18 protein-coding genes are annotated in these 17,423 nt (G+C 62.8%); 6 read left to right on the top strand and 12 right to left on the bottom strand.

Going from position 1 to position 17,423, the window contains the following annotated elements; all coding sequences use genetic code 11:
• Positions 1 to 102 precede the first annotated feature (102 nt).
• The 5 genes from IVB22_RS25465 to IVB22_RS25485 form a co-directional block, all read right to left on the bottom strand.
• The gene (locus IVB22_RS25465; RefSeq protein WP_247519994.1) at positions 103 to 378 is read right to left on the bottom strand and encodes a YodC family protein; all 276 of its coding nucleotides are present in this window, start codon (positions 376 to 378) and stop codon (positions 103 to 105) included.
• A gap of 75 nt (positions 379 to 453) precedes the next feature.
• Positions 454 to 1,341 (bottom strand): oxygen-dependent coproporphyrinogen oxidase, encoded by an 888-nt coding sequence (gene hemF, locus IVB22_RS25470; protein ID WP_247519995.1) that lies wholly within the window; start codon positions 1,339 to 1,341, stop codon positions 454 to 456.
• Positions 1,342 to 1,347: 6 nt separating this feature from the next.
• A complete protein-coding gene (locus IVB22_RS25475; RefSeq protein WP_247519996.1) occupies positions 1,348 to 1,713 on the bottom strand; it encodes a 6-carboxytetrahydropterin synthase in 366 nt (121 codons plus the stop codon).
• Positions 1,714 to 1,729: 16 nt separating this feature from the next.
• Entirely contained in the window at positions 1,730 to 2,362 is a 633-nt protein-coding gene (queE, locus tag IVB22_RS25480; RefSeq protein WP_247519997.1) for a 7-carboxy-7-deazaguanine synthase, read from the bottom strand.
• The gene (locus IVB22_RS25485) at positions 2,359 to 2,844 is read right to left on the bottom strand and encodes a tRNA (cytidine(34)-2'-O)-methyltransferase (RefSeq protein WP_247519998.1); all 486 of its coding nucleotides are present in this window, start codon (positions 2,842 to 2,844) and stop codon (positions 2,359 to 2,361) included. The genes queE and IVB22_RS25485 overlap by 4 nt, the downstream gene beginning before the upstream one ends.
• Before the next feature lie 280 nt (positions 2,845 to 3,124).
• Between IVB22_RS25485 and petA the strand changes: the two genes are divergently transcribed.
• The 4 genes from petA to IVB22_RS25505 all read left to right on the top strand — a co-directional run bounded on the left by petA (position 3,125) and on the right by IVB22_RS25505 (position 7,679).
• Positions 3,125 to 3,655, top strand: a complete 531-nt coding sequence (petA, locus tag IVB22_RS25490; RefSeq protein WP_247519999.1) for a ubiquinol-cytochrome c reductase iron-sulfur subunit — start codon at positions 3,125 to 3,127, stop codon at positions 3,653 to 3,655.
• A gap of 66 nt (positions 3,656 to 3,721) precedes the next feature.
• Positions 3,722 to 5,794, top strand: a complete 2,073-nt coding sequence (locus IVB22_RS25495; protein ID WP_247520000.1) for a cytochrome c1 — start codon at positions 3,722 to 3,724, stop codon at positions 5,792 to 5,794.
• A gap of 249 nt (positions 5,795 to 6,043) precedes the next feature.
• A complete protein-coding gene (locus IVB22_RS25500; RefSeq protein ID WP_247520001.1) occupies positions 6,044 to 6,718 on the top strand; it encodes a dienelactone hydrolase family protein in 675 nt (224 codons plus the stop codon).
• A gap of 61 nt (positions 6,719 to 6,779) precedes the next feature.
• Complete coding sequence (locus IVB22_RS25505) at positions 6,780 to 7,679, top strand: NAD-dependent epimerase/dehydratase family protein (protein WP_247520002.1); 900 nt, start codon at positions 6,780 to 6,782, stop codon at positions 7,677 to 7,679.
• Between the two features lie 184 nt (positions 7,680 to 7,863).
• Here the strand turns inward: IVB22_RS25505 and IVB22_RS25510 are convergent, their stop codons facing one another.
• Complete coding sequence (locus tag IVB22_RS25510) at positions 7,864 to 8,865, bottom strand: VOC family protein (protein WP_247520003.1); 1,002 nt, start codon at positions 8,863 to 8,865, stop codon at positions 7,864 to 7,866.
• Positions 8,866 to 9,194: 329 nt separating this feature from the next.
• Between IVB22_RS25510 and IVB22_RS25515 the strand changes: the two genes are divergently transcribed.
• Positions 9,195 to 11,357, top strand: a complete 2,163-nt coding sequence (locus tag IVB22_RS25515; protein ID WP_247520004.1) for an anthranilate synthase component I — start codon at positions 9,195 to 9,197, stop codon at positions 11,355 to 11,357.
• Between the two features lie 16 nt (positions 11,358 to 11,373).
• Positions 11,374 to 11,913, top strand: coding sequence for an adenine phosphoribosyltransferase (locus tag IVB22_RS25520; protein ID WP_247520005.1), 540 nt, complete (start codon positions 11,374 to 11,376; stop codon positions 11,911 to 11,913).
• 230 nt (positions 11,914 to 12,143) lie between these two features.
• On the opposite strand, the gene IVB22_RS25525 is transcribed toward IVB22_RS25520, so the two are convergent.
• The 6 genes from IVB22_RS25525 to IVB22_RS25550 form a co-directional block, all read right to left on the bottom strand.
• Positions 12,144 to 12,473, bottom strand: a complete 330-nt coding sequence (locus IVB22_RS25525; protein WP_247520006.1) for a GIY-YIG nuclease family protein — start codon at positions 12,471 to 12,473, stop codon at positions 12,144 to 12,146.
• Positions 12,474 to 12,577: 104 nt separating this feature from the next.
• A complete protein-coding gene (locus tag IVB22_RS25530; protein ID WP_247520007.1) occupies positions 12,578 to 13,246 on the bottom strand; it encodes a hypothetical protein in 669 nt (222 codons plus the stop codon).
• A gap of 60 nt (positions 13,247 to 13,306) precedes the next feature.
• Complete coding sequence (locus IVB22_RS25535; RefSeq protein WP_247520008.1) at positions 13,307 to 14,059, bottom strand: hypothetical protein; 753 nt, start codon at positions 14,057 to 14,059, stop codon at positions 13,307 to 13,309.
• Positions 14,060 to 14,224: 165 nt separating this feature from the next.
• Positions 14,225 to 15,421: a M48 family metallopeptidase gene (locus IVB22_RS25540; protein WP_247520009.1), complete on the bottom strand. Its 1,197-nt coding sequence runs from the start codon at positions 15,419 to 15,421 to the stop codon at positions 14,225 to 14,227.
• Positions 15,422 to 15,455: 34 nt separating this feature from the next.
• On the bottom strand, positions 15,456 to 16,016 hold the full coding sequence (locus IVB22_RS25545) for a LemA family protein (RefSeq protein WP_247520010.1): 561 nt from the start codon (positions 16,014 to 16,016) through the stop codon (positions 15,456 to 15,458).
• A 285-nt stretch (positions 16,017 to 16,301) separates the two neighbouring features.
• A complete protein-coding gene (locus IVB22_RS25550) occupies positions 16,302 to 17,276 on the bottom strand; it encodes a small ribosomal subunit Rsm22 family protein (protein WP_247520011.1) in 975 nt (324 codons plus the stop codon).
• Positions 17,277 to 17,423 lie beyond the last annotated feature (147 nt).

Below are 17,423 nucleotides of genomic sequence, written 5' to 3' on the forward strand. Positions count from 1 at the left end.
AACCGCGGCCGATTTGCCGCGAATATCAGATCCTCCGCACGGGGTCCAATTCCAGGAAACGACGTCGCCGGGCTGTGGATGCCGGGCGACGTCGAAATTCGCTTAGGCGACCTTGCTTTTGTGCTCGCCCTCTTCGTCGTCCTCGTCATCCTCTTCTTCGTCGTCATCCTCTTCTTCGTCGTCTTCCTCTTCTTCGTCGTCGTCATCCGACGTATCGTGCTCGGCGAGTTCAAGGACGGCTAGCGGAAGCGTCTCGCGAAAGAGGTCGCCTTCATTGCCCATCCACACGCACAAGACATTGCCGTCGTTGACTTCCACCACGCTAAGCGGATGGCCGCCGGACTTTAGAATGACGACGTCGCCTGGTTTCAAATCCATGATCTGCTCCTTGAAATGCATGACGCGATTCACATTCTAGCTATCGGTCATGACAAGCCGATCATGACAGTCCAATCATGGCCACTTTACCTCCGGCGGCATCGACGAGAGAATAGAATCCACATTGCCGCCGGTTTTCAGCCCGAAGATTGTTCCGCGGTCATACAGCAGGTTGAACTCGACGTAGCGTCCGCGCCGGATCAACTGCTCCTCGCGGTCGGCGGCATTCCAGGGCAGGGCGAAATTGCGCCGGACGAGTTCGGGATAGATTTTCAGGAAGGCGCGGCCGACGTCCTGCGTGAAGACGAGGTCGGCATCCCAGTCGCCTGAGTCATGCCAGTCGTAGAAGATGCCGCCGATGCCGCGCGCTTCCTTGCGATGCGGCAAGTAGAAATATTCGTCGCACCATTTTTTGTATTTGTCGTAGTCGGCCACATTGTTCGATTCCCCGCAGGCTTGCTTCATCGCCTGATGGAAGGCCAGCGTGTCCGGGTCCTCCTGGGTGCGCCGCCGATCCAGCACCGGCGTCAGGTCAGCCCCGCCGCCGAACCACGCCTTGGTAGTGACGACGAAGCGGGTGTTCATATGCACCGCGGGCACGTGCGGATTGCGCAGGTGCGCGATCAGCGAAATGCCTGACGCCCAGAACCGGGGATCGTCGGCCGCGCCCGGAATCTGTGCACGGAATTCGGGCGCGAACTCGCCGTGCACGGTGGAACAATGCACGCCGACCTTCTCGAATAGCCGCCCGCGCAGCATCGACATCACGCCGCCGCCGCCGGGCTTGCCGGTGTGGTCGGTGCGATCCCAGGGCGTGCGTACGAAGCGTCCGGCGTCGCCGGGATAGAGTGAAGCCGGCGCATCGTCTTCCAGCCGCTCGAAGGCCGCGCAGATGTCGTTGCGCAAGGCTTCGAACCAGCCCCTCGCGCGCGTCTTGCGATGCTCGATGACAGACATGTCCATCGGTGTTCAGCCCTGTGGTCCGAAATAGGTGCAGCTCTCGCTGCAACTGTCGCGATGAACGCTGACGCGGGTGATCTTGCCGGCGTGCTGGACCCGTTCGAAGATGTAGCGCGAGATATTTTCCAGCGTCGGTGCTCCCAGCGCCTCAACCTTGTTCAGGAGCTTGTGGTCGAGCGTCTTGCGGACTTCTTCCATGCTGCGTTCGAGCAGGCCGAGATCCACCACCATGCCGGTGGCCGGATCGGGCGTGCCGCGCACGCTCACCTCGGCGCGAAACGAGTGGCCGTGAATTTCCTCGCTGTCGGCGCCAAACGTCGTCCCCTTCAACGAATGCGCGGCTTCGAAGCGAAATGATTTCGTCAGTTCCCACATCTTGAAAATCTGGTTCCTATCTGATGCCGAGTGTCTTGTGTGTCTGCAGACTGAGCCGCCATTGCGGATGGCGCAGGCAGTAGTCGACCGTGCGCGCGGTGTTTTCGATCACGTCGGGTCCATCCATCGGCTGCAGCGAAAAACGTTCGAAATCGAGCCCCGCAAAATCTTCCGGCGCGGCGCCTTCCTGCGGATAGACCAGCTTCAATTCGTGGCCGCGGCGCACCACGAGCCCGGCGCCGGCTTTCGGGCTGACGCAGACCCAGTCCATCCCGTCGGGCGGTTCGATCGTCCCGTTGGTCTCGATACCGACGGCGAAGCCGCGCGCATGCAGCGCATCGATGAAGGGGGTATCGACCTGCAGTAGCGGCTCGCCGCCGGTCAGGACCACATAGCGGTTGGTATTCTCGCCGGTCCATTGCCCGGCGATGGTATCGGCCAGTTCGTCCGCCGTAGCGTAGCGGCCGCCCAGCGTGCCGTCGGTGCCGACAAAGTCGGTATCGCAGAACGTGCAGGTGGCGCTGGCGCGGTCCTGTTCGCGGCCGCTCCAGAGGTTGCAGCCGGAAAAACGGCAAAACACCGCCGCGCGGCCGGCATGCGCGCCTTCGCCCTGCAAGGTCAGGAATATCTCTTTGACCGCGTAGCTCACACTTTCTCCCTGGAGCCGATCTCGCCCGCAGTCGGGTGATCCGTTTGCCGCAGCGCCTCGCCCAATGCCATGGCCGCCGCCATGGCCACATTGAGTGAGCGCAGGCTGGGCCTGATCGGGATCACCAGCCGCGCATCGGCAGCGGATGCGACCTCATCGGTAACCCCCGCGGATTCCCGCCCGAATAGCAGCACATCGTCCCGCCGGTAGCTGAAATCCAGATAGGAACTGGCTCCCTTGGTCGTAAACAGCACCAGCCGGGACCCGGCTTCGTTACGCCATTGCTGGAATTTTGACCATGAGTCATGGCGCGTAAGGGCGACGTGGTCGAGATAGTCCATGCCCGCCCGGCGGAAATGCCGGTCCGAGATCGGAAAGCCGGCCGGCTCGATGATGTGGGCAGCCGCGCCCAGGCATGCGCACAGGCGCAGAATCGTTCCCGTGTTCTGGGGAATATCGGGCTGGAAAAGCGCAATCTGCATGGTGTCGAGGCTTCGGCAGCGTGGGTGAATGTATTGAATAAATCACGGTCGGGCGCGGATTTAGTGCATTGCACGCTTGCGAGCCGATAGCGGGCTTGCGCTCTTACGGCAAGGGTGCCAATAGAACGATTCTGGACTGCTTGTTCCGCCGGTTTGGGGGAGGAATAGCGGTTTTTCTGCCGCCGCGGGGGCCGCGGGCGCCGGCAGCCTCTTCCGGTCGCGCTTTCAGCGTGCCCCGGGGCGGTTCCGCTGGCTGCAGATTAAGAAAGGGCTTGGAATCGTGACGACAGCGTCTTCGGCGGACCATCCGACACGCCGTGATTTCCTTTACGTTGCAACGGGAGCCGTCGCCGCCGTAGGCGCGGCTGCCACGGTCTGGCCGCTGGTTGCCCAGATGAACCCGGATGCCGCGACGATTGCGGCCGGTGCGCCGATTGAGGTCGACCTGACCCCGATCGCCGAAGGACAGGACATCAAGGTGTTCTGGCGCGGCAAGCCGATCTACATCAGCCACCGGACCAAGAAGCAGATCGACGAGGCCCGCAAGGTGCCGGTCGCGAGCCTGCCGGATCCGCAGAGCGACGAGTCGCGCGTCAAGCCGGGCCATGACCAGTGGCTGGTCGTGATCGGCATCTGCACCCATCTCGGCTGTATCCCGATCGCCCATGAGGGCGCCTACGACGGCTTCTTCTGCCCCTGCCACGGTTCGGTCTACGACACCTCGGGCCGCATCCGTCAGGGACCCGCGCCGACCAACCTGCCGGTGCCGCCCTACACCTTCGTCTCCGACACCAAAATCCAGATCGGCTAAGGGCTCGGACGCCAGTCCGAGACCCCTTAACCCGTCGCGTCGTTTTACTTCCTCAGGATCGCATCAATGAGCGGACCATCCGATTTCCAGCCGACCAATCCCGCCTTGAAGTGGATCGAACGGCGCCTCCCGATCATGGGACTCATGCACTCCTCGTTCGTGGCGTATCCGACGCCGCGTAACCTGAACTATTGGTGGACCTTCGGCGCCATCCTTTCGCTGATGCTGGGCGTGCAGATCCTGACCGGCGTGATCCTGGCGATGCACTACACGCCGCATGCCGATCTCGCGTTCAAGTCCGTCGAGCTCATCGTCCGCGACGTCAATTACGGCTGGCTGCTGCGCAACGTCCATGCCTGCGGCGCGTCGATGTTCTTCTTCGCCGTCTACATCCACATGTTCCGCGGCCTCTATTACGGGTCGTACAAGGAGCCGCGTGAGGTGCTGTGGATCCTCGGCGTCATCATCTACCTCCTGATGATGGCGACCGGCTTCATGGGCTACGTGCTGCCGTGGGGCCAGATGAGCTTCTGGGGCGCCACCGTCATCACCAACCTGTTCTCGGCCGTGCCCTATTTTGGCGAGAGCATCGTGACGCTGCTGTGGGGCGGCTATGCCGTCGGCAATCCGACGCTGAACCGCTTCTTCTCGCTGCACTACCTGCTGCCATTCGTGATCGCGGGCGTGGTCGTGCTGCACATCTGGGCGCTGCATGTCGCGGGCCAGAACAATCCGGCCGGCGTCGAGCCGAAGACTGAAAAGGACACGGTAGCGTTCACGCCTTACGCGACCATCAAGGACATGTTCGGGGTTTCCTGCTTCCTGCTGTTCTTCGCGTGGTTCATCTTCTACATGCCGAACTATCTCGGCGACGCCGAGAACTACATTCCGGCCAATCCCGCTGTAACGCCTGCGCATATCGTGCCGGAATGGTACTATCTGCCGTTCTACGCCATCCTGCGCTCGATTCCGAACAAGCTCGCCGGCGTCGTTGCAATGTTCGGCGCGATCATCATCCTGGCATTCCTGCCCTGGCTCGACAGCGCGAAAACGCGTTCGTCGAAGTACCGCCCGCTGGCCAAGCAGTTCTTCTGGATGTTCGTCGTGGTCTGCATCGGGCTCGGCTATCTCGGCGCCCAGCCGCCGGAAGGCATCTACGTCATCGTGGGCCGCATCCTGACCATCGCCTACTTCGCCTACTTCCTGATCCTGTTGCCACTGCTCTCCCGGATCGAGAAGCCACGTCCGGTGCCTAACTCGATCGCCGACGACGTGCTCGCGAAGTCGGGCGGCAAGGCGGTCCCGATGGTGTCGAGCGTGGTTGCCCTGATGGTTGCCGGCGGCTTGCTGTTGGGCGGCGCAGAGAGCGCCCGCGCTGCCGAAGGTGCACCCAAACCGCCGGCGCAGAAGTGGTCGTTTTCAGGCCCCTTCGGCACGTTCGATCGCGGCGCATTGCAGCGCGGCCTGCAGGTCTACAAGGAAGTTTGCGCTTCCTGCCACGGCCTGTCCTTCGTCGCATTCCGAAACCTCGCCGAATCCGGCGGTCCCGGTTATTCGGTGGCCCAGGCCGCGGCGTTCGCCTCCGAATACAAGGTCAAGGACGGCCCGAACGATCAGGGCGAGATGTTCGAGCGGCCGGGCCGGCCTGCCGATTATTTCCCGTCGCCGTTCCCGAACGAGCAGGCGGCTCGCGTGGCCAATGGCGGCGCCTTTCCGCCCGACCTGTCGCTGATCACCAAGGCGCGTTCCTACGGCCGCGGCTTTCCGCAGTTCCTGATCGACTTCTTCACCCAGTATCAGGAGCAGGGCCCGGACTACCTGGTGGCTCTGATGCAGGGCTATGAGGACAAGCCGCCGGCCGGTTTCACGCTGCCCGAGGGCTCTTACTACAACAGGTATTTCCCCGGCCACGCCATCAAGATGCCGAAGCCGCTGAACGACGGCCAGGTCACCTATAGCGACGGCTCGCCGGCAACGGTTGCCCAATACTCGAAGGATGTCACCACGTTCCTGATGTGGGCTGCGGAGCCGCACATGGAAGCGCGCAAGGCGCTCGGCCTGCAGGTGTTCGTGTTCCTGATCCTGCTCACCGTGCTTCTGTACTTCACCAAGAAGAAGGTCTGGGCCAACGCCCACTGATCAAGGTGCACGCGATTTCGGAAAAAGCCCCTGCGGGGGCTTTTTTGTTGCCCTGACCCGACCATAGCGTTTTCGAGAGAAGTGGGTACCGGTTCGCGTGAAGAAAACGCGTCAAAACAAGAATCTAGAGCTTCGGTTCTGATTCAATCAGAACCGATAATGCTCTAGGCGCGGATCAAGCGATTGCTTCCGGAACGCACTGCGGACAAAATGCCGGTCAATCATCCAGAAATCAGCGCGGAGGAACCCATGGGTACCAGCATCACTTTCAAACGGCCGGACGGCAAGGATGCCAGCGGCTATCTCGCCAATGCCGCGCGCGGCAACGCGCCGGGCGTGGTCGTGATCCAGGAATGGTGGGGCCTGCAGGACCAGATCAAGGGCCTGTGCGATCGGTTCGCGGTGGCGGGCTTCGATGCGCTGGCACCGGATCTCTACAAGGGCACGGTGGTGCCGTATCACGACACGGATGCGGCCGGCAAAGAGATGAACTCGCTGGATTTCATGGACGCCACTACCCAGACCGTGCGCGGCGCCGCGCAGTATCTGTCGCGCAACGGCGCCAAGGTCGGGCTGACCGGCTTCTGCCTCGGCGGCGCGGTGACCATCATCGGCGCCACCAAAATTCCCGAGCTTGCGGCCGGCGTGGTGTTCTACGGCATTCCGCCGGAGCAGGCGGCAAAGCCTGCGGATGTGAAGATTCCGCTGCAGGCGCATTTCGCCAACAAGGACGACTGGTGCACGCCGCAGGTGGTCGATGCCTTTGAGCAGGGCATGAAGGCCGCCGGCAAGTCGCTCGAATTGTTCCGCTATGACGCCGAGCACGCCTTCGTTAACGAGCAGCGGGAATCGGTGCATGACCGTCAGGCTGCGGAACTGGCTTGGGGAAGGGCGACGGACTTTTTCAAGAAGCATCTCGGGTGAGCTGCCCGTCGGATGCGCCAGCTATCGCCGAGTTCGGCAACGACTCGCTTGAGGTTCTGAGATGAAAATCTTTTGCACGGGCGCGTCGGGCTATATCGGCGGATCAGTTGCGGCGCATCTCATCGCCGCTGGACATCAAGTGACCGGATTGGTCCGCTCGCCTGAGAAGGCCGACGCAGTTCGCGCGCGGGGCATCCAGCCCGTGCTGGGAACGCTCGACGACGGGCAAATTCTGGCGCGGGCGGCGCAGGCCGCCGACATCGTCGTCAATGCGGCGAGCGCCGATCACAAGGGCGCGGTCGAAAGCCTGCTTGGCGCGCTCGCCGGAAGCGGCAAGCCGTTCATCCACACGTCAGGATCAAGCATTGTCGGCACGCGCGCCAAGGGTGAACGTTCGGACGCAATCTTCGACGAAGATGCGCCGGTCACGCCCTCGCCGGCACGCGTGGCGCGGGTCGCGTTGAACGAGTTCATCCTCTCACACCGCGACAAGGGCTGCCGGCCGGTCATCATCTGCCCGAGCCTGATCTACGGCGTTGGGCTTGGCGCCGGGCCTGACAGCGTGCAGGTGCCGTTACTGATCAGGCTGGCAAAAAAGCGCGGCAACGCGGCGCACGCCGGACCTGGCGAGAACATCTGGTCGAACGTGCATATCGACGATCTCGTGACGCTCTACGCGCTTGCGATCGAAAAGGCGCCGGCGGGAGCGTTCTATTTCGCCGAGAACGGCGAGCATTCGATGCGCGAAGCCTGCGAGACCATCAACCGCATGCTGGGCTTTGCAGGGCCGCCCACAGCGATGTCGATGGCAGAAGCGGCCGCCGAATGGGGTGAGGGCACGACAGAGGATACGATGGCATCGAACAGCAGGGTGCGGGCGAAGCGAGCAGCGCAGCTTGGCTGGAAGCCGAACGCGCGGGGACTGATCGAAGAGATCGAGCAGGGGTGTTACCGGGAGTAGCGCCGCAAACTCACTGTCGTCCCTGCGAACGCAGGGACCCATACGCCGCGGCCTATCGTTTTGAGAAATGCTGTTCGACGACTTCGCGCAACGACAACTCCCTGTGGTTATGGGTCCCTGCGCCTGATGCGCAATTGCGCACTAGGCAGGGACGACAGAGGTAGTTGGGCGACCTTCCGACCGTCTAATTCTCCCCGCGCACCCCGTCCCACCACGCGCACGTTCCCGACATCAGCTTGTAATTGCCCTCCATCACCTGCACCGGGGCGCGCAAGCCCGAAGCTGCGGCGCGCAGGCGCATCTCGCGCGCGACCTCGCGGTCTTCGGGCGGCAGCCAGACGCGTTCGTGGCCCCACAGGCTCGGGCCGTCATGCATCTCGACCGGCTGCCACGTCGCGGGATCGATCTCGCGGCCGCCCCAGCCGCATTCGATCATGAAGGACGACGGCGTCTTGGCGTAGAACGAGGTCATGAAATCGTTGGTGTGCCGGCCGAGCGTGACGCCGACACGGTCCTGTTGCGTCAGCGCGATGTCGTAGCACTGGCCGACGTCGTCGAGCGAGAACAGCTCCACCATCAGGTGATGCATGCCGTTCCTTCCGGTCTCGATCAGGGCGAGGCTGTGATGCCGCGCGTTGACGTGGAAGAAATAGGCGCGGAACGGTTTTGAGATGTAGTCGGAGAGGCCGAAGCCGAGCACGTCGACATAGAATGCCATGACCGGCTCGATATTCTCGACCGTCAGCACGGCATGCCCGAGCCCGAGCGGGCCGGTGCGGAATCCCGAAATTGATCGTCCCGGCGTAAAGGGCGTATCGTCGATCTCGGGGTCGTAAAAGGCTTCCAGGCGATTGCCAGCGGGATCACGAAATGAAATCAGGCTGCGGACGCGCCGGGCATCGGCCAGCGTCTGCGGCTCGGCCGTGACATTCACGCCGGATTTTTCCAGGCGGACTGCGAGTGCGTCCAGCGCCGCCGCGTCGGCGACTTCCCAGCCGAAGAAGCGCGTGCCTTCGCCCATCGCGCGGTCGATCACGATGCGCTGCTTGCGGTCGTCCATCCGGAACGCCAGCAGCGAATTGCCGCGTTCGACCGCCTGCAGCCCGACCAGGCCGGTCCCGAACTGCCGCCAGTCCTCGAGGTTATCAGATCCGAAACCGGCATATCCCAGACCCAGCAATGCCATCGCCTGCCTCCCTCGTTTGCAATCTTTGCGCGCCAGAAAGCGCCGCTGCTTGCTCAAATCCTACGCAAGTTTTCCGCTTTCCGACACCCCGGGATGGGCCCGGGGGCGGGGCGTCCCGGCCGGCCCCTCTCTTGACATCGTCAGCGGCGGATGTGATTAGGCTCCCATGAACACCGTTATCAGCCCATCTCGTCTTTGGTGGCGCACCTCTTAAAGAGGTGGCCGGTGCGATTTCATTTTTTCAATCGTCGAAGGTCGCCATCGCAGTGCGACGGTCCCTTCGTTTGTCCTGTGTGGCGCTCCCTCCCGAAGTTTCGTAAGAGGATCACATGAACAGGACAGCCTTCTCCCTGCCGGAGCACAGCGAATACCGGACCAGCGGCGGCCTCGCGATTTCGCGTGCCGTCGAGCAGTTCACCGGCAACGCCAAGCGCCTTGACGACCTGATCGAGCTGCTCGATCGCCGCCGCGGTGTGGTGCTGTCCTCCGGCACCACGGTGCCGGGCCGCTATGAGAGTTTCGACCTCGGCTTTGCCGATCCGCCGCTGGTGCTGGAAACGGCTGGCTCTGACTTTTCGCTTTCGGCGTTGAATGCGCGCGGTGAGGTGCTGATCGCATTTCTCGGCGACGTGCTGCACGAGCCCTGCGTGGTCATTTCTGAAAAGAGTCCGACCCGTCTGGCTGGCCACATCATCCGCGGCGTGGCGCCGGTCGAGGAAGACCAGCGCACCCGCCGCGCCAGCGTGATGTCGCTGGTGCGCGATCTCGTCGCCGCCTTGTCAGCCAATGACGACCCGCTGCTCGGCCTGTTCGGCGCGTTCGCCTACGACCTCGTATTCCAGATCGAGGACCTCGTGCAAAAGCGGGCGCGGGAGAGCGACCAGCGCGACATCGTGCTGTATGTGCCGGATCGCCTGCTGGCCTATGACCGCGCCACCGGCCGCGGTGTCGTGTTGAGCTACGATTTTTCCTGGAAAGGAAAATCCACCAAGGGTCTGCCGCGCGACACCGCCGAGAGCGTTTACGCCAGGACGCCGCGGCAGGGATTTGCCGATCACGCGCCCGGCGAATATCAGGCCACCGTCGAGGTCGCGCGCGCAGCATTCGCGCGCGGTGACCTGTTCGAGGCGGTGCCGGGGCAATTGTTCGCCGAGCCCTGCGAGCGTTCGCCGGCCGAAGTGTTCCAGCGGCTTTGTCGTATCAACCCGTCGCCCTACGGCGCGCTGATGAATCTCGGCGACGGCGAGTTTCTGGTGTCGGCCTCGCCGGAAATGTTCGTCCGCTCCGACGGTCGCCGGGTCGAGACCTGCCCGATCTCAGGGACTATTGCGCGCGGCGTCGATGCGATCGGCGATGCCGAGCAGATCAGACAGTTGCTGAACTCGGAAAAAGACGAGTTCGAACTCAACATGTGCACCGACGTCGACCGTAACGACAAGGCGCGCGTTTGCGTGCCCGGCACCATCAAGGTTCTGGCGCGGCGGCAGATCGAGACCTATTCGAAGCTGTTCCATACCGTCGATCATGTCGAAGGCATGCTGCGTCCGGGCTTCGATGCGCTCGATGCCTTCCTGACCCATGCCTGGGCAGTCACCGTGACCGGGGCGCCGAAATTGTGGGCGATGCAGTTCGTCGAGGACAATGAGCGCTCGTCACGGCGCTGGTATGCCGGCGCGATTGGTGCTGTGAATTTCGACGGCAGTATCAATACCGGGCTCACCATCCGCACCATTCGCATGAAGGACGGTCTGGCCGAAGTGCGCGTCGGCGCCACCTGCCTGTTCGATTCCGATCCTGCGGCGGAAGACCGTGAATGCCAGGTCAAGGCGGCGGCGCTGTTCCAGGCGCTGCGCGGCGATGCGCCAAAACCGCTGTCGGCGTTTGCGCCCGATGCTACTGGCTCCGGCCGGAAGGTGCTGCTGATCGATCACGACGACAGTTTTGTGCACATGCTGGCGGATTATTTCCGTCAGGTTGGCGCCAGCGTCACGGTGGTCCGGCATGTGCATGCCCAGGAGATGCTGAAGAAGAACTGGGATCTGCTGGTACTGTCGCCCGGTCCGGGCCGGCCAGAGGATTTCGGGATTTCGAAAACCATTGGCACGGCGCTCGACCGGAAACTGCCGATCTTCGGCGTCTGTCTCGGCGTGCAGGCGATCGGTGAGTATTTCGGCGGCCAACTCGGCCAGCTCACCCACCCCGCGCATGGACGGCCGTCGCGGGTTCAGGTGCGCGGCGGACGGCTGATGCACAACCTGCCCAATGAAATCGTGATAGGCCGCTATCATTCGCTCTATGTCGAACGCGACAGCGTGCCGGAAGTTCTCGAGGTCACCGCGACCACCGAGGACGGCGTTGCGATGGCGATCGAACACAAGACCTTGCCGGTCGGCGGCGTACAGTTTCACCCGGAATCGCTGATGTCGCTCGGCGGCGAGGTGGGGCTGCGTATCGTCGAAAATGCCTTTCGTCTGAACGTGCCAGTCAATTGAGGATTGCGAGATACCGATGACATTCGATCATGACCTCAAGGCCACCGTCCGCACCATTCCGGATTACCCGAAGAAGGGCATCCTGTTCCGTGACATCACGACCCTGTTGGCGGATGCGCGCGCCTTCCGCCGCGCGGTCGATGAACTGGTGCAGCCCTGGGCGGGATTGAAGATCGACAAGGTCGCCGGCATCGAGGCGAGGGGATTCATTATCGGCGGCGCGGTGGCGCATCAGGTCTCCGCCGGCTTCGTGCCGATCCGCAAGAAAGGCAAGCTGCCGCACACCACCGTGCGGATCGCGTATTCGCTGGAATACGGCCTCGATGAAATGGAGATGCATGTCGATGCGATTCAACCCGGCGAGCGCGTCATCCTGGTCGATGATCTCATCGCCACCGGCGGCACCGCCGAAGGCGCGGTGAAACTGCTGCGCCAGATTGGCGCGAACGTGGTCGCCGCCTGTTTCATCATCGACCTGCCGGATTTGGGCGGCGCCGACAAGCTGCGCGCGATGGACGTGCCGGTACGCACGCTGATGGCGTTCGAGGGGCATTGAGTTTTCGTACCCACATGTGTGCAGCGACATGCGGGCCACGCTTTCATCCTCCCCTGGAGGGGGAGGATCGGTTCGCATGCAATGCGAACCGAGGTGGGGTGACGGTCTTTCCACATTCGACAGTGCCCGTGTTGAGAGATCACCCCACCCCGTCTCACATTACGCTGCGCTCCATGTGAGCCGACCCTCCCCCTCCAGGGGAGGGTGAGCAGCGCGCCGGTGATGGATCACTACACCGCCTCTGCGGCCAACTCCTTCCGCCAATGCAGCGCGCGCTCCTTCAGCAGCGCATCGCGGATGTAGGATGTTTCTTCTTCCATCCGTTCGCATTCCTCGAACATCAGGCTGTCAGGCCCATGCGCGGTCCATGCCGCCTGCAGGGTGCGGCAGGTGTGGCTGCCCTGGCGCAGCGTGAACCAGATCCGGTTCTGGATCTTCTCCAGATTGGGCGTCTGGCCGACCCATGCCTGGGGCGAGGCCTTGCAGCGGATGACGAAGACCCCTGCGAAGGTTTTCCGCTCCTTGTAGGCAGTGATCGCCGCCTTTCTGTCTGATGTCATAGGGTTGGTCTCGCCAGTTAGGTCAGGCGGAGGCGATACCAGACAAGGCAGGTTACGTCAATATTACCCGGGTAATATTATGACGTGGCACTCGTCGCGACGACTCACGATCGCTGCGGGAGCAGGCTGAACTCAAGCTCCCGAAAGCTGGTGTAATTCCTGCGGATCCACTGGTGCAGCTCGGTCGACGAGTCCCTCTCGTTGCGCAGGTAGTCGGTGAAAGAGAAGGTCAGCCGGTTGACATAAGTCTTCAGGAACGAGGGCAGGGCCGATATTCGTAGCACCCGCCCCAGCCCCATGTCCTCGGGCAGTTCGCCACGCACCACATACTCATTGTCGATCGTAATCAGTGTCTTCAGCGGGATCTGCTCCCGTAATGTCGGATAGGCGCGCGCGGAAACGCGATCGGTATCGGCCACGAACAGGATGATCGGCGCGACGCTGCGCCGCGCGGCTTCTTTCAGGAAACCGATCTCGTTGGTCATCTTGAAGAACTCGTCGAACGCATGAAAGCCGAGGTCGACCACCTTGGCGACACCGTCATCGACGATCAGGCGGTCCATGAGCTGCATCTTGCCATAGGTGTCCATGACGTCGGCCGTCTCGGTCAGGCGCGGCAGATATTCGAGCAGCGACGGTTCCTTCAGGTTGATGTCGAAGGAAGATACTGCGCCGTCTTTCAGCAGCAGGAACTCGCTCAGGAGCCGCGCAAGTAGCGTCTTGCCGACCAGCGGTCGGGGCGAGCAAATGATGTAGACGGGCGTGGGGTTCATCACCCGCTATATCAAAGGAATTTTTCGGCTATTCCAGCCCCCATCGCGGCAGGTGCGCGACTATTTTTCACCGCCGCGCACGCCAGGCTTGGCGCCGACCAGATCGGTCAACTTAATGCGGTCGAACTCGCTCCAGACATTGGCGAGCCAGTGCCGGACATAGCCGCGCAGCACGAACGAATAGTTCGCGGCTTCGTCGTCCTTACCCTTGTTGGCGACGAATTTGAGGAACGGCACCGAGGAAACCTCGACCTGCTCATAGGCCATTTCGTTGAGCTTGGGGATCGTAAGTTCGGTGGCGTCCTTGATGCGGTGGAAATAGGAATTGTAGGTCGCCTGGTCCCACTGGAAAAACTGGGTGTCGTTGATGAAGTTCTTCACCAGGTAATATTTGGCCCCTTGCATAAAATTCGCGGTCTCGGCGATTTCGTCCAGCGAGGCGATCGAGGGGCCCAGTATATGGAACACGGAAAAGGTGATCTGTCCCGCCTTCGCCGCATCGAGAAAGCCGATGTCGCGCAGCGAGGCCAGCGCCGGGGAGAGCAATCCGGCGCGGACGTCGATCACGGTGACCGAGGGGCTGGCCGCGTTCAGCGTATCGAAGATTTTCATCTGGTCCGAGGTTGTCGTCATATCGACGATCTCGGTGATGTCGGGGTGGAAGCGCTTCAGGGTGCCGCGCGGCGATTCGGTGTCGAATGCCCGGGTCGGCACGTTGTTGGCACTGAAATAGTCCAGAAGCGTCCGGGATACGGTCGTCTTGCCGACCCCGCCCTTATCCGCGCCCACCACAATCACGACTGGCTTTGCCATGGAATTCCCTTGAAGAGCAGTTCCGACCGCGGGAGCGGCCGGCAGTCCCATTCCCTGCTTTGGGCGCGAACATGGCAGAAACAAGGGATAATTCAATTCCTTGGACGGCCATCGCCGTTATTCATAACGGAATTCGTTAATCCGGGGCAACGACGGGACGGCTCCTCAGCGGTGAGGGCCCCAAGGGCCCTCTGAGGGGCCGGGGCGCTTGCCGGGAACGCCGGCAGGCTCGCTGGCAGGCTCGCTGGCATCGTTCCACGGGTCGCGGGGAACCGGCGGTTGGATTTGCCCGGCGGCCGATTCCTCCGGCTCATCGGATTCGTCCGCCGTATCCGACGGCAGGGCGAGCGGGCCGGGGTCATGACCGCCGGCAAACTGCACCAGCGCCTTGACGCGCTTATCGACCGACGGATGGGTCGCGAACAGGTCGGCAAATCCCTCGCGCGGATTGTCGACGCAGAGCTCCATGACCGCGGACGTTGCGCCGGGGAGCTCGCCGCGGTTCTCGATCTTGCGCAGCGCCATGATCATGGCATCGGGATTCTTGGTCAGTTCGACCGAGCCGGCGTCGGCCAGCAACTCGCGCGACCGCGATAGCGCGAGCTTGACGACTTGCGACAACAGCCATGCCAGCAGGATCAGCACCACCGCGATGATAACAGCGATGATAGCGCCGCCGGCCCCCTTGCTGTCACGGTCGGACGATGATGACGAGGCTGAAGATGAGGACGAGCCGCCGCTGCCGCTGGAATTCCACGACAGGTTGGTGAACATGCGAAAGAACAGTTCGCCGAAGAATCCGACCACGCCGGCGATGATGACCGCGATCACCATCAACTGCACGTCACCGTTGCGGATGTGTGTCAGCTCGTGGCCGAGCACGGCCTCGATTTCCTGGTCGTTGAGCGCCTCCAGAAGCCCCGACGTCACCGTAACGGCGTATTGCCGCTGGTTGAGGCCGCTTGCGAATGCGTTCAGCGCTGGGCTGTCCATCACCTTCAGCTTCGGCATCGGGATGCCGCGCGAGATGCAGAGATTTTCCAGCAGATTATAGAGCCGCGGCTGCTGCTGCCGCGTCACGCTCTCGCCGCCCGTTACAGCGTCGATCATGTTCTGGTGGAAGAAATAGGCGATCACGATCCACAGCGCGGCGATGATTGTCGCGTAGGGGAAGGCCGCAATCAGATCGCGCGATGCGCGCGTCAGGTAATAGTCGACCGATTTACCGCTATGCATCAGCGCTTCGGCGACCAGCGCGCCGGCAAACACCAGCACGTAGATCAGCAGAAACAGGCCCGCGAGCATCAGCATCGAACGAAACTTGTTCGATGCGATATGCGTGTAGAGACCGTAAGCGGCCATGACGTGCTGCTCTTGGGGGACGCGTTGTCGGGCCTTAGAACTTCACGGTCGGCACGGCCTCGACTTCGGTGCGGCTGGCACCGAGGTCGAAGAAATCCTTGCGGGTGAAGCCGAACATGCCGGCAAACAGCGCCGCGGGAAGCTGCTGGATGCCGGTGTTGTATTCCTGGACCGCGTTGTTGAAGAAGCGCCGGCTGGCCGCGATCTTGTTTTCGAGGTCGGACAATTCGCTCGCCAGCTGTTGGAAATTGGCGTTGGCCTTGAGATCGGGGTAGGCCTCCGACAGCGCGATCAGGCGTCCGAGCGCGCCGCTCAACTGGTTCTCGGCGGCGGACACCTGTGCCGGCCCCTGCGCCGACATCGCCGAATTGCGCGCCTTGATGACGTCGTCGAGCGTGCCGCGCTCGTGCGAGGCGTAGCCCTTGACGGTCTCGACCATGTTCGGGATCAGGTCGTGGCGCTGCTTGAGCTGGACGTCGATGTCGGCAAAGGCCTGACTGACGCGCTGGCTGAGCGCGACCAGGCGGTTATACGCGCCGAAGGCAAACAGCACGATGATGACGATGACGCCGAGAACGATCCAGCCGGTCGACATGACGGACAACTCCTGTGGGACGAAGAGGCAGGGAAACTAGATGAAAAACCGGGCGCGCGGCAGCCCGCCGCGGCTTGAAGGGCAACTTGGGGCATGGCTTTAGTCGGATGTAAGGCGGGATAAGTTCATTCGGTCGTGTCCCGGACGCGGTGCAGCGTCCCTTGACGGTGCACCGCAGAGCCGGGACCCATCGCCGCTCGGAGAGCTGGGCCCGGACCAGCAGCGCATCACGCCGCAAGAGCGGCGCGCTGCACAGCATCCGGGGCACGGGGACCGCCGTCTGAATCAGCTTTCTTCCATCACCGCATCGCCCCACCGCCAGCGCCGGGCGGCGGCGTACTCCGCCTTGGCGCGGCGAGGCACCTTTGTGACGGCGAGACCTGCGGGGGTGCAGAGCTTTGCTGTTATTTCGATGCTGACGGCCGGTTGCGCCAGCACGCGGGAAGGGCGCCGTGCGACCGCCGCGCGCGTCAACGCGACATAGGCGAACTTCTCGTCCTCAAACGGCAGCTCCGCACCCTTGACCTGCTTGTGCGCGCGGGAGCGTTGCAGGCGCTGGGTGAAATGGCACCAGTCCGGCGGCCGCAGCGGGCATTTGCCGTCATGTGGGCAGGGAGCCGCGACGTGCGCGCCTATTGCGATCAGTTGCCCGCGTAGCGCGATGATCCGTGCGTAGCCGGCGGGCGTACCGGGTTCGACGATGAGCAGCGTGTCGGCGGTCTTTTCCCACATCAACTCGGCGAGTGCGCGTTGTTCGGCATCGCCGATCTCGCCGATCATGTAGCTGGCGACGATGAGGTCGGCGGCATCCGCTTTGGCCAAGGCAGCGCGGGCCTCGCCGCGTTCGTAGCCGATATTCCCTAACCGTGTGCTGTCCCGTGCGAGGTCGAGCGCCAGCGCGCGCAGCGCGTCGTTGGCGTCGAGCAGCGTGAAATCCTTCAGGGAAAGGAAAACTTCGGCGGCCGCCCAAGTCGCTGTGCCCGGCCCGGCACCGATGTCGAGCAGGCTGATGGGCGCAAAATCCGGCCTGATCTCAACAAGCGCGTTCAGGCTTGCGACGACAGCGGCATAGGTCGCGGGCATTCGCGCCAGCGCATAGGCGAGGGCGTCGGCCTCGGAGCGGATGGCGCCTGAGTTGCCACCGTCGCGATAGGCTTTCGAGATCGTTGCGGAGCGGCTGGCGGCGTCGCTGCGCGAAAAACCGCGCAGCTTGCCGTCGAGCGCGGCTTTCAGTTCGGCGGGAAGGTTGGGTGAGGTCATCTCGTGATCTTTTCCCTCTCCCCTTGTGGGAGAGGGTGGCACGGACGCGCGGAAGCGCGTTCGTGACGGGTGAGGGGTATCTCTCCGCGAATTGTATCTTCGTGGTGAGATTACCCCTCATCCGGCGCTTCGCGCCACCTTCTCCCA

Origin of the sequence: Bradyrhizobium sp. 190, assembly GCF_023073415.1 — a bacterium.
In the GTDB taxonomy this organism is placed as follows: Bacteria; Pseudomonadota; Alphaproteobacteria; order Rhizobiales; family Xanthobacteraceae; genus Bradyrhizobium.

Bases quoted from the DNA above. Each gene is read 5' to 3' on its own strand.
- IVB22_RS25515 (WP_247520004.1), top strand. From the start codon at position 9,195: ATGAACAGGACAGCCTTCTCCCTGCCGGAGCACAGCGAATACCGGACC.
- IVB22_RS25545 (WP_247520010.1), bottom strand. From the start codon at position 16,016: ATGTCGACCGGCTGGATCGTTCTCGGCGTCATCGTCATCATCGTGCTG.
- IVB22_RS25495 (WP_247520000.1), top strand. From the start codon at position 3,722: ATGAGCGGACCATCCGATTTCCAGCCGACCAATCCCGCCTTGAAGTGG.
- IVB22_RS25500 (WP_247520001.1), top strand. From the start codon at position 6,044: ATGGGTACCAGCATCACTTTCAAACGGCCGGACGGCAAGGATGCCAGC.
- IVB22_RS25530 (WP_247520007.1), bottom strand. From the start codon at position 13,246: ATGAACCCCACGCCCGTCTACATCATTTGCTCGCCCCGACCGCTGGTC.
- IVB22_RS25475 (WP_247519996.1), bottom strand. From the start codon at position 1,713: ATGTGGGAACTGACGAAATCATTTCGCTTCGAAGCCGCGCATTCGTTG.
- IVB22_RS25520 (WP_247520005.1), top strand. From the start codon at position 11,374: ATGACATTCGATCATGACCTCAAGGCCACCGTCCGCACCATTCCGGAT.
- IVB22_RS25540 (WP_247520009.1), bottom strand. From the start codon at position 15,421: ATGGCCGCTTACGGTCTCTACACGCATATCGCATCGAACAAGTTTCGT.
- IVB22_RS25510 (WP_247520003.1), bottom strand. From the start codon at position 8,865: ATGGCATTGCTGGGTCTGGGATATGCCGGTTTCGGATCTGATAACCTC.
- IVB22_RS25535 (WP_247520008.1), bottom strand. From the start codon at position 14,059: ATGGCAAAGCCAGTCGTGATTGTGGTGGGCGCGGATAAGGGCGGGGTC.
- IVB22_RS25505 (WP_247520002.1), top strand. From the start codon at position 6,780: ATGAAAATCTTTTGCACGGGCGCGTCGGGCTATATCGGCGGATCAGTT.
- hemF (WP_247519995.1), bottom strand. From the start codon at position 1,341: ATGGACATGTCTGTCATCGAGCATCGCAAGACGCGCGCGAGGGGCTGG.
- IVB22_RS25465 (WP_247519994.1), bottom strand. From the start codon at position 378: ATGGATTTGAAACCAGGCGACGTCGTCATTCTAAAGTCCGGCGGCCAT.
- IVB22_RS25525 (WP_247520006.1), bottom strand. From the start codon at position 12,473: ATGACATCAGACAGAAAGGCGGCGATCACTGCCTACAAGGAGCGGAAA.
- IVB22_RS25550 (WP_247520011.1), bottom strand. From the start codon at position 17,276: ATGACCTCACCCAACCTTCCCGCCGAACTGAAAGCCGCGCTCGACGGC.
- IVB22_RS25485 (WP_247519998.1), bottom strand. From the start codon at position 2,844: ATGCAGATTGCGCTTTTCCAGCCCGATATTCCCCAGAACACGGGAACG.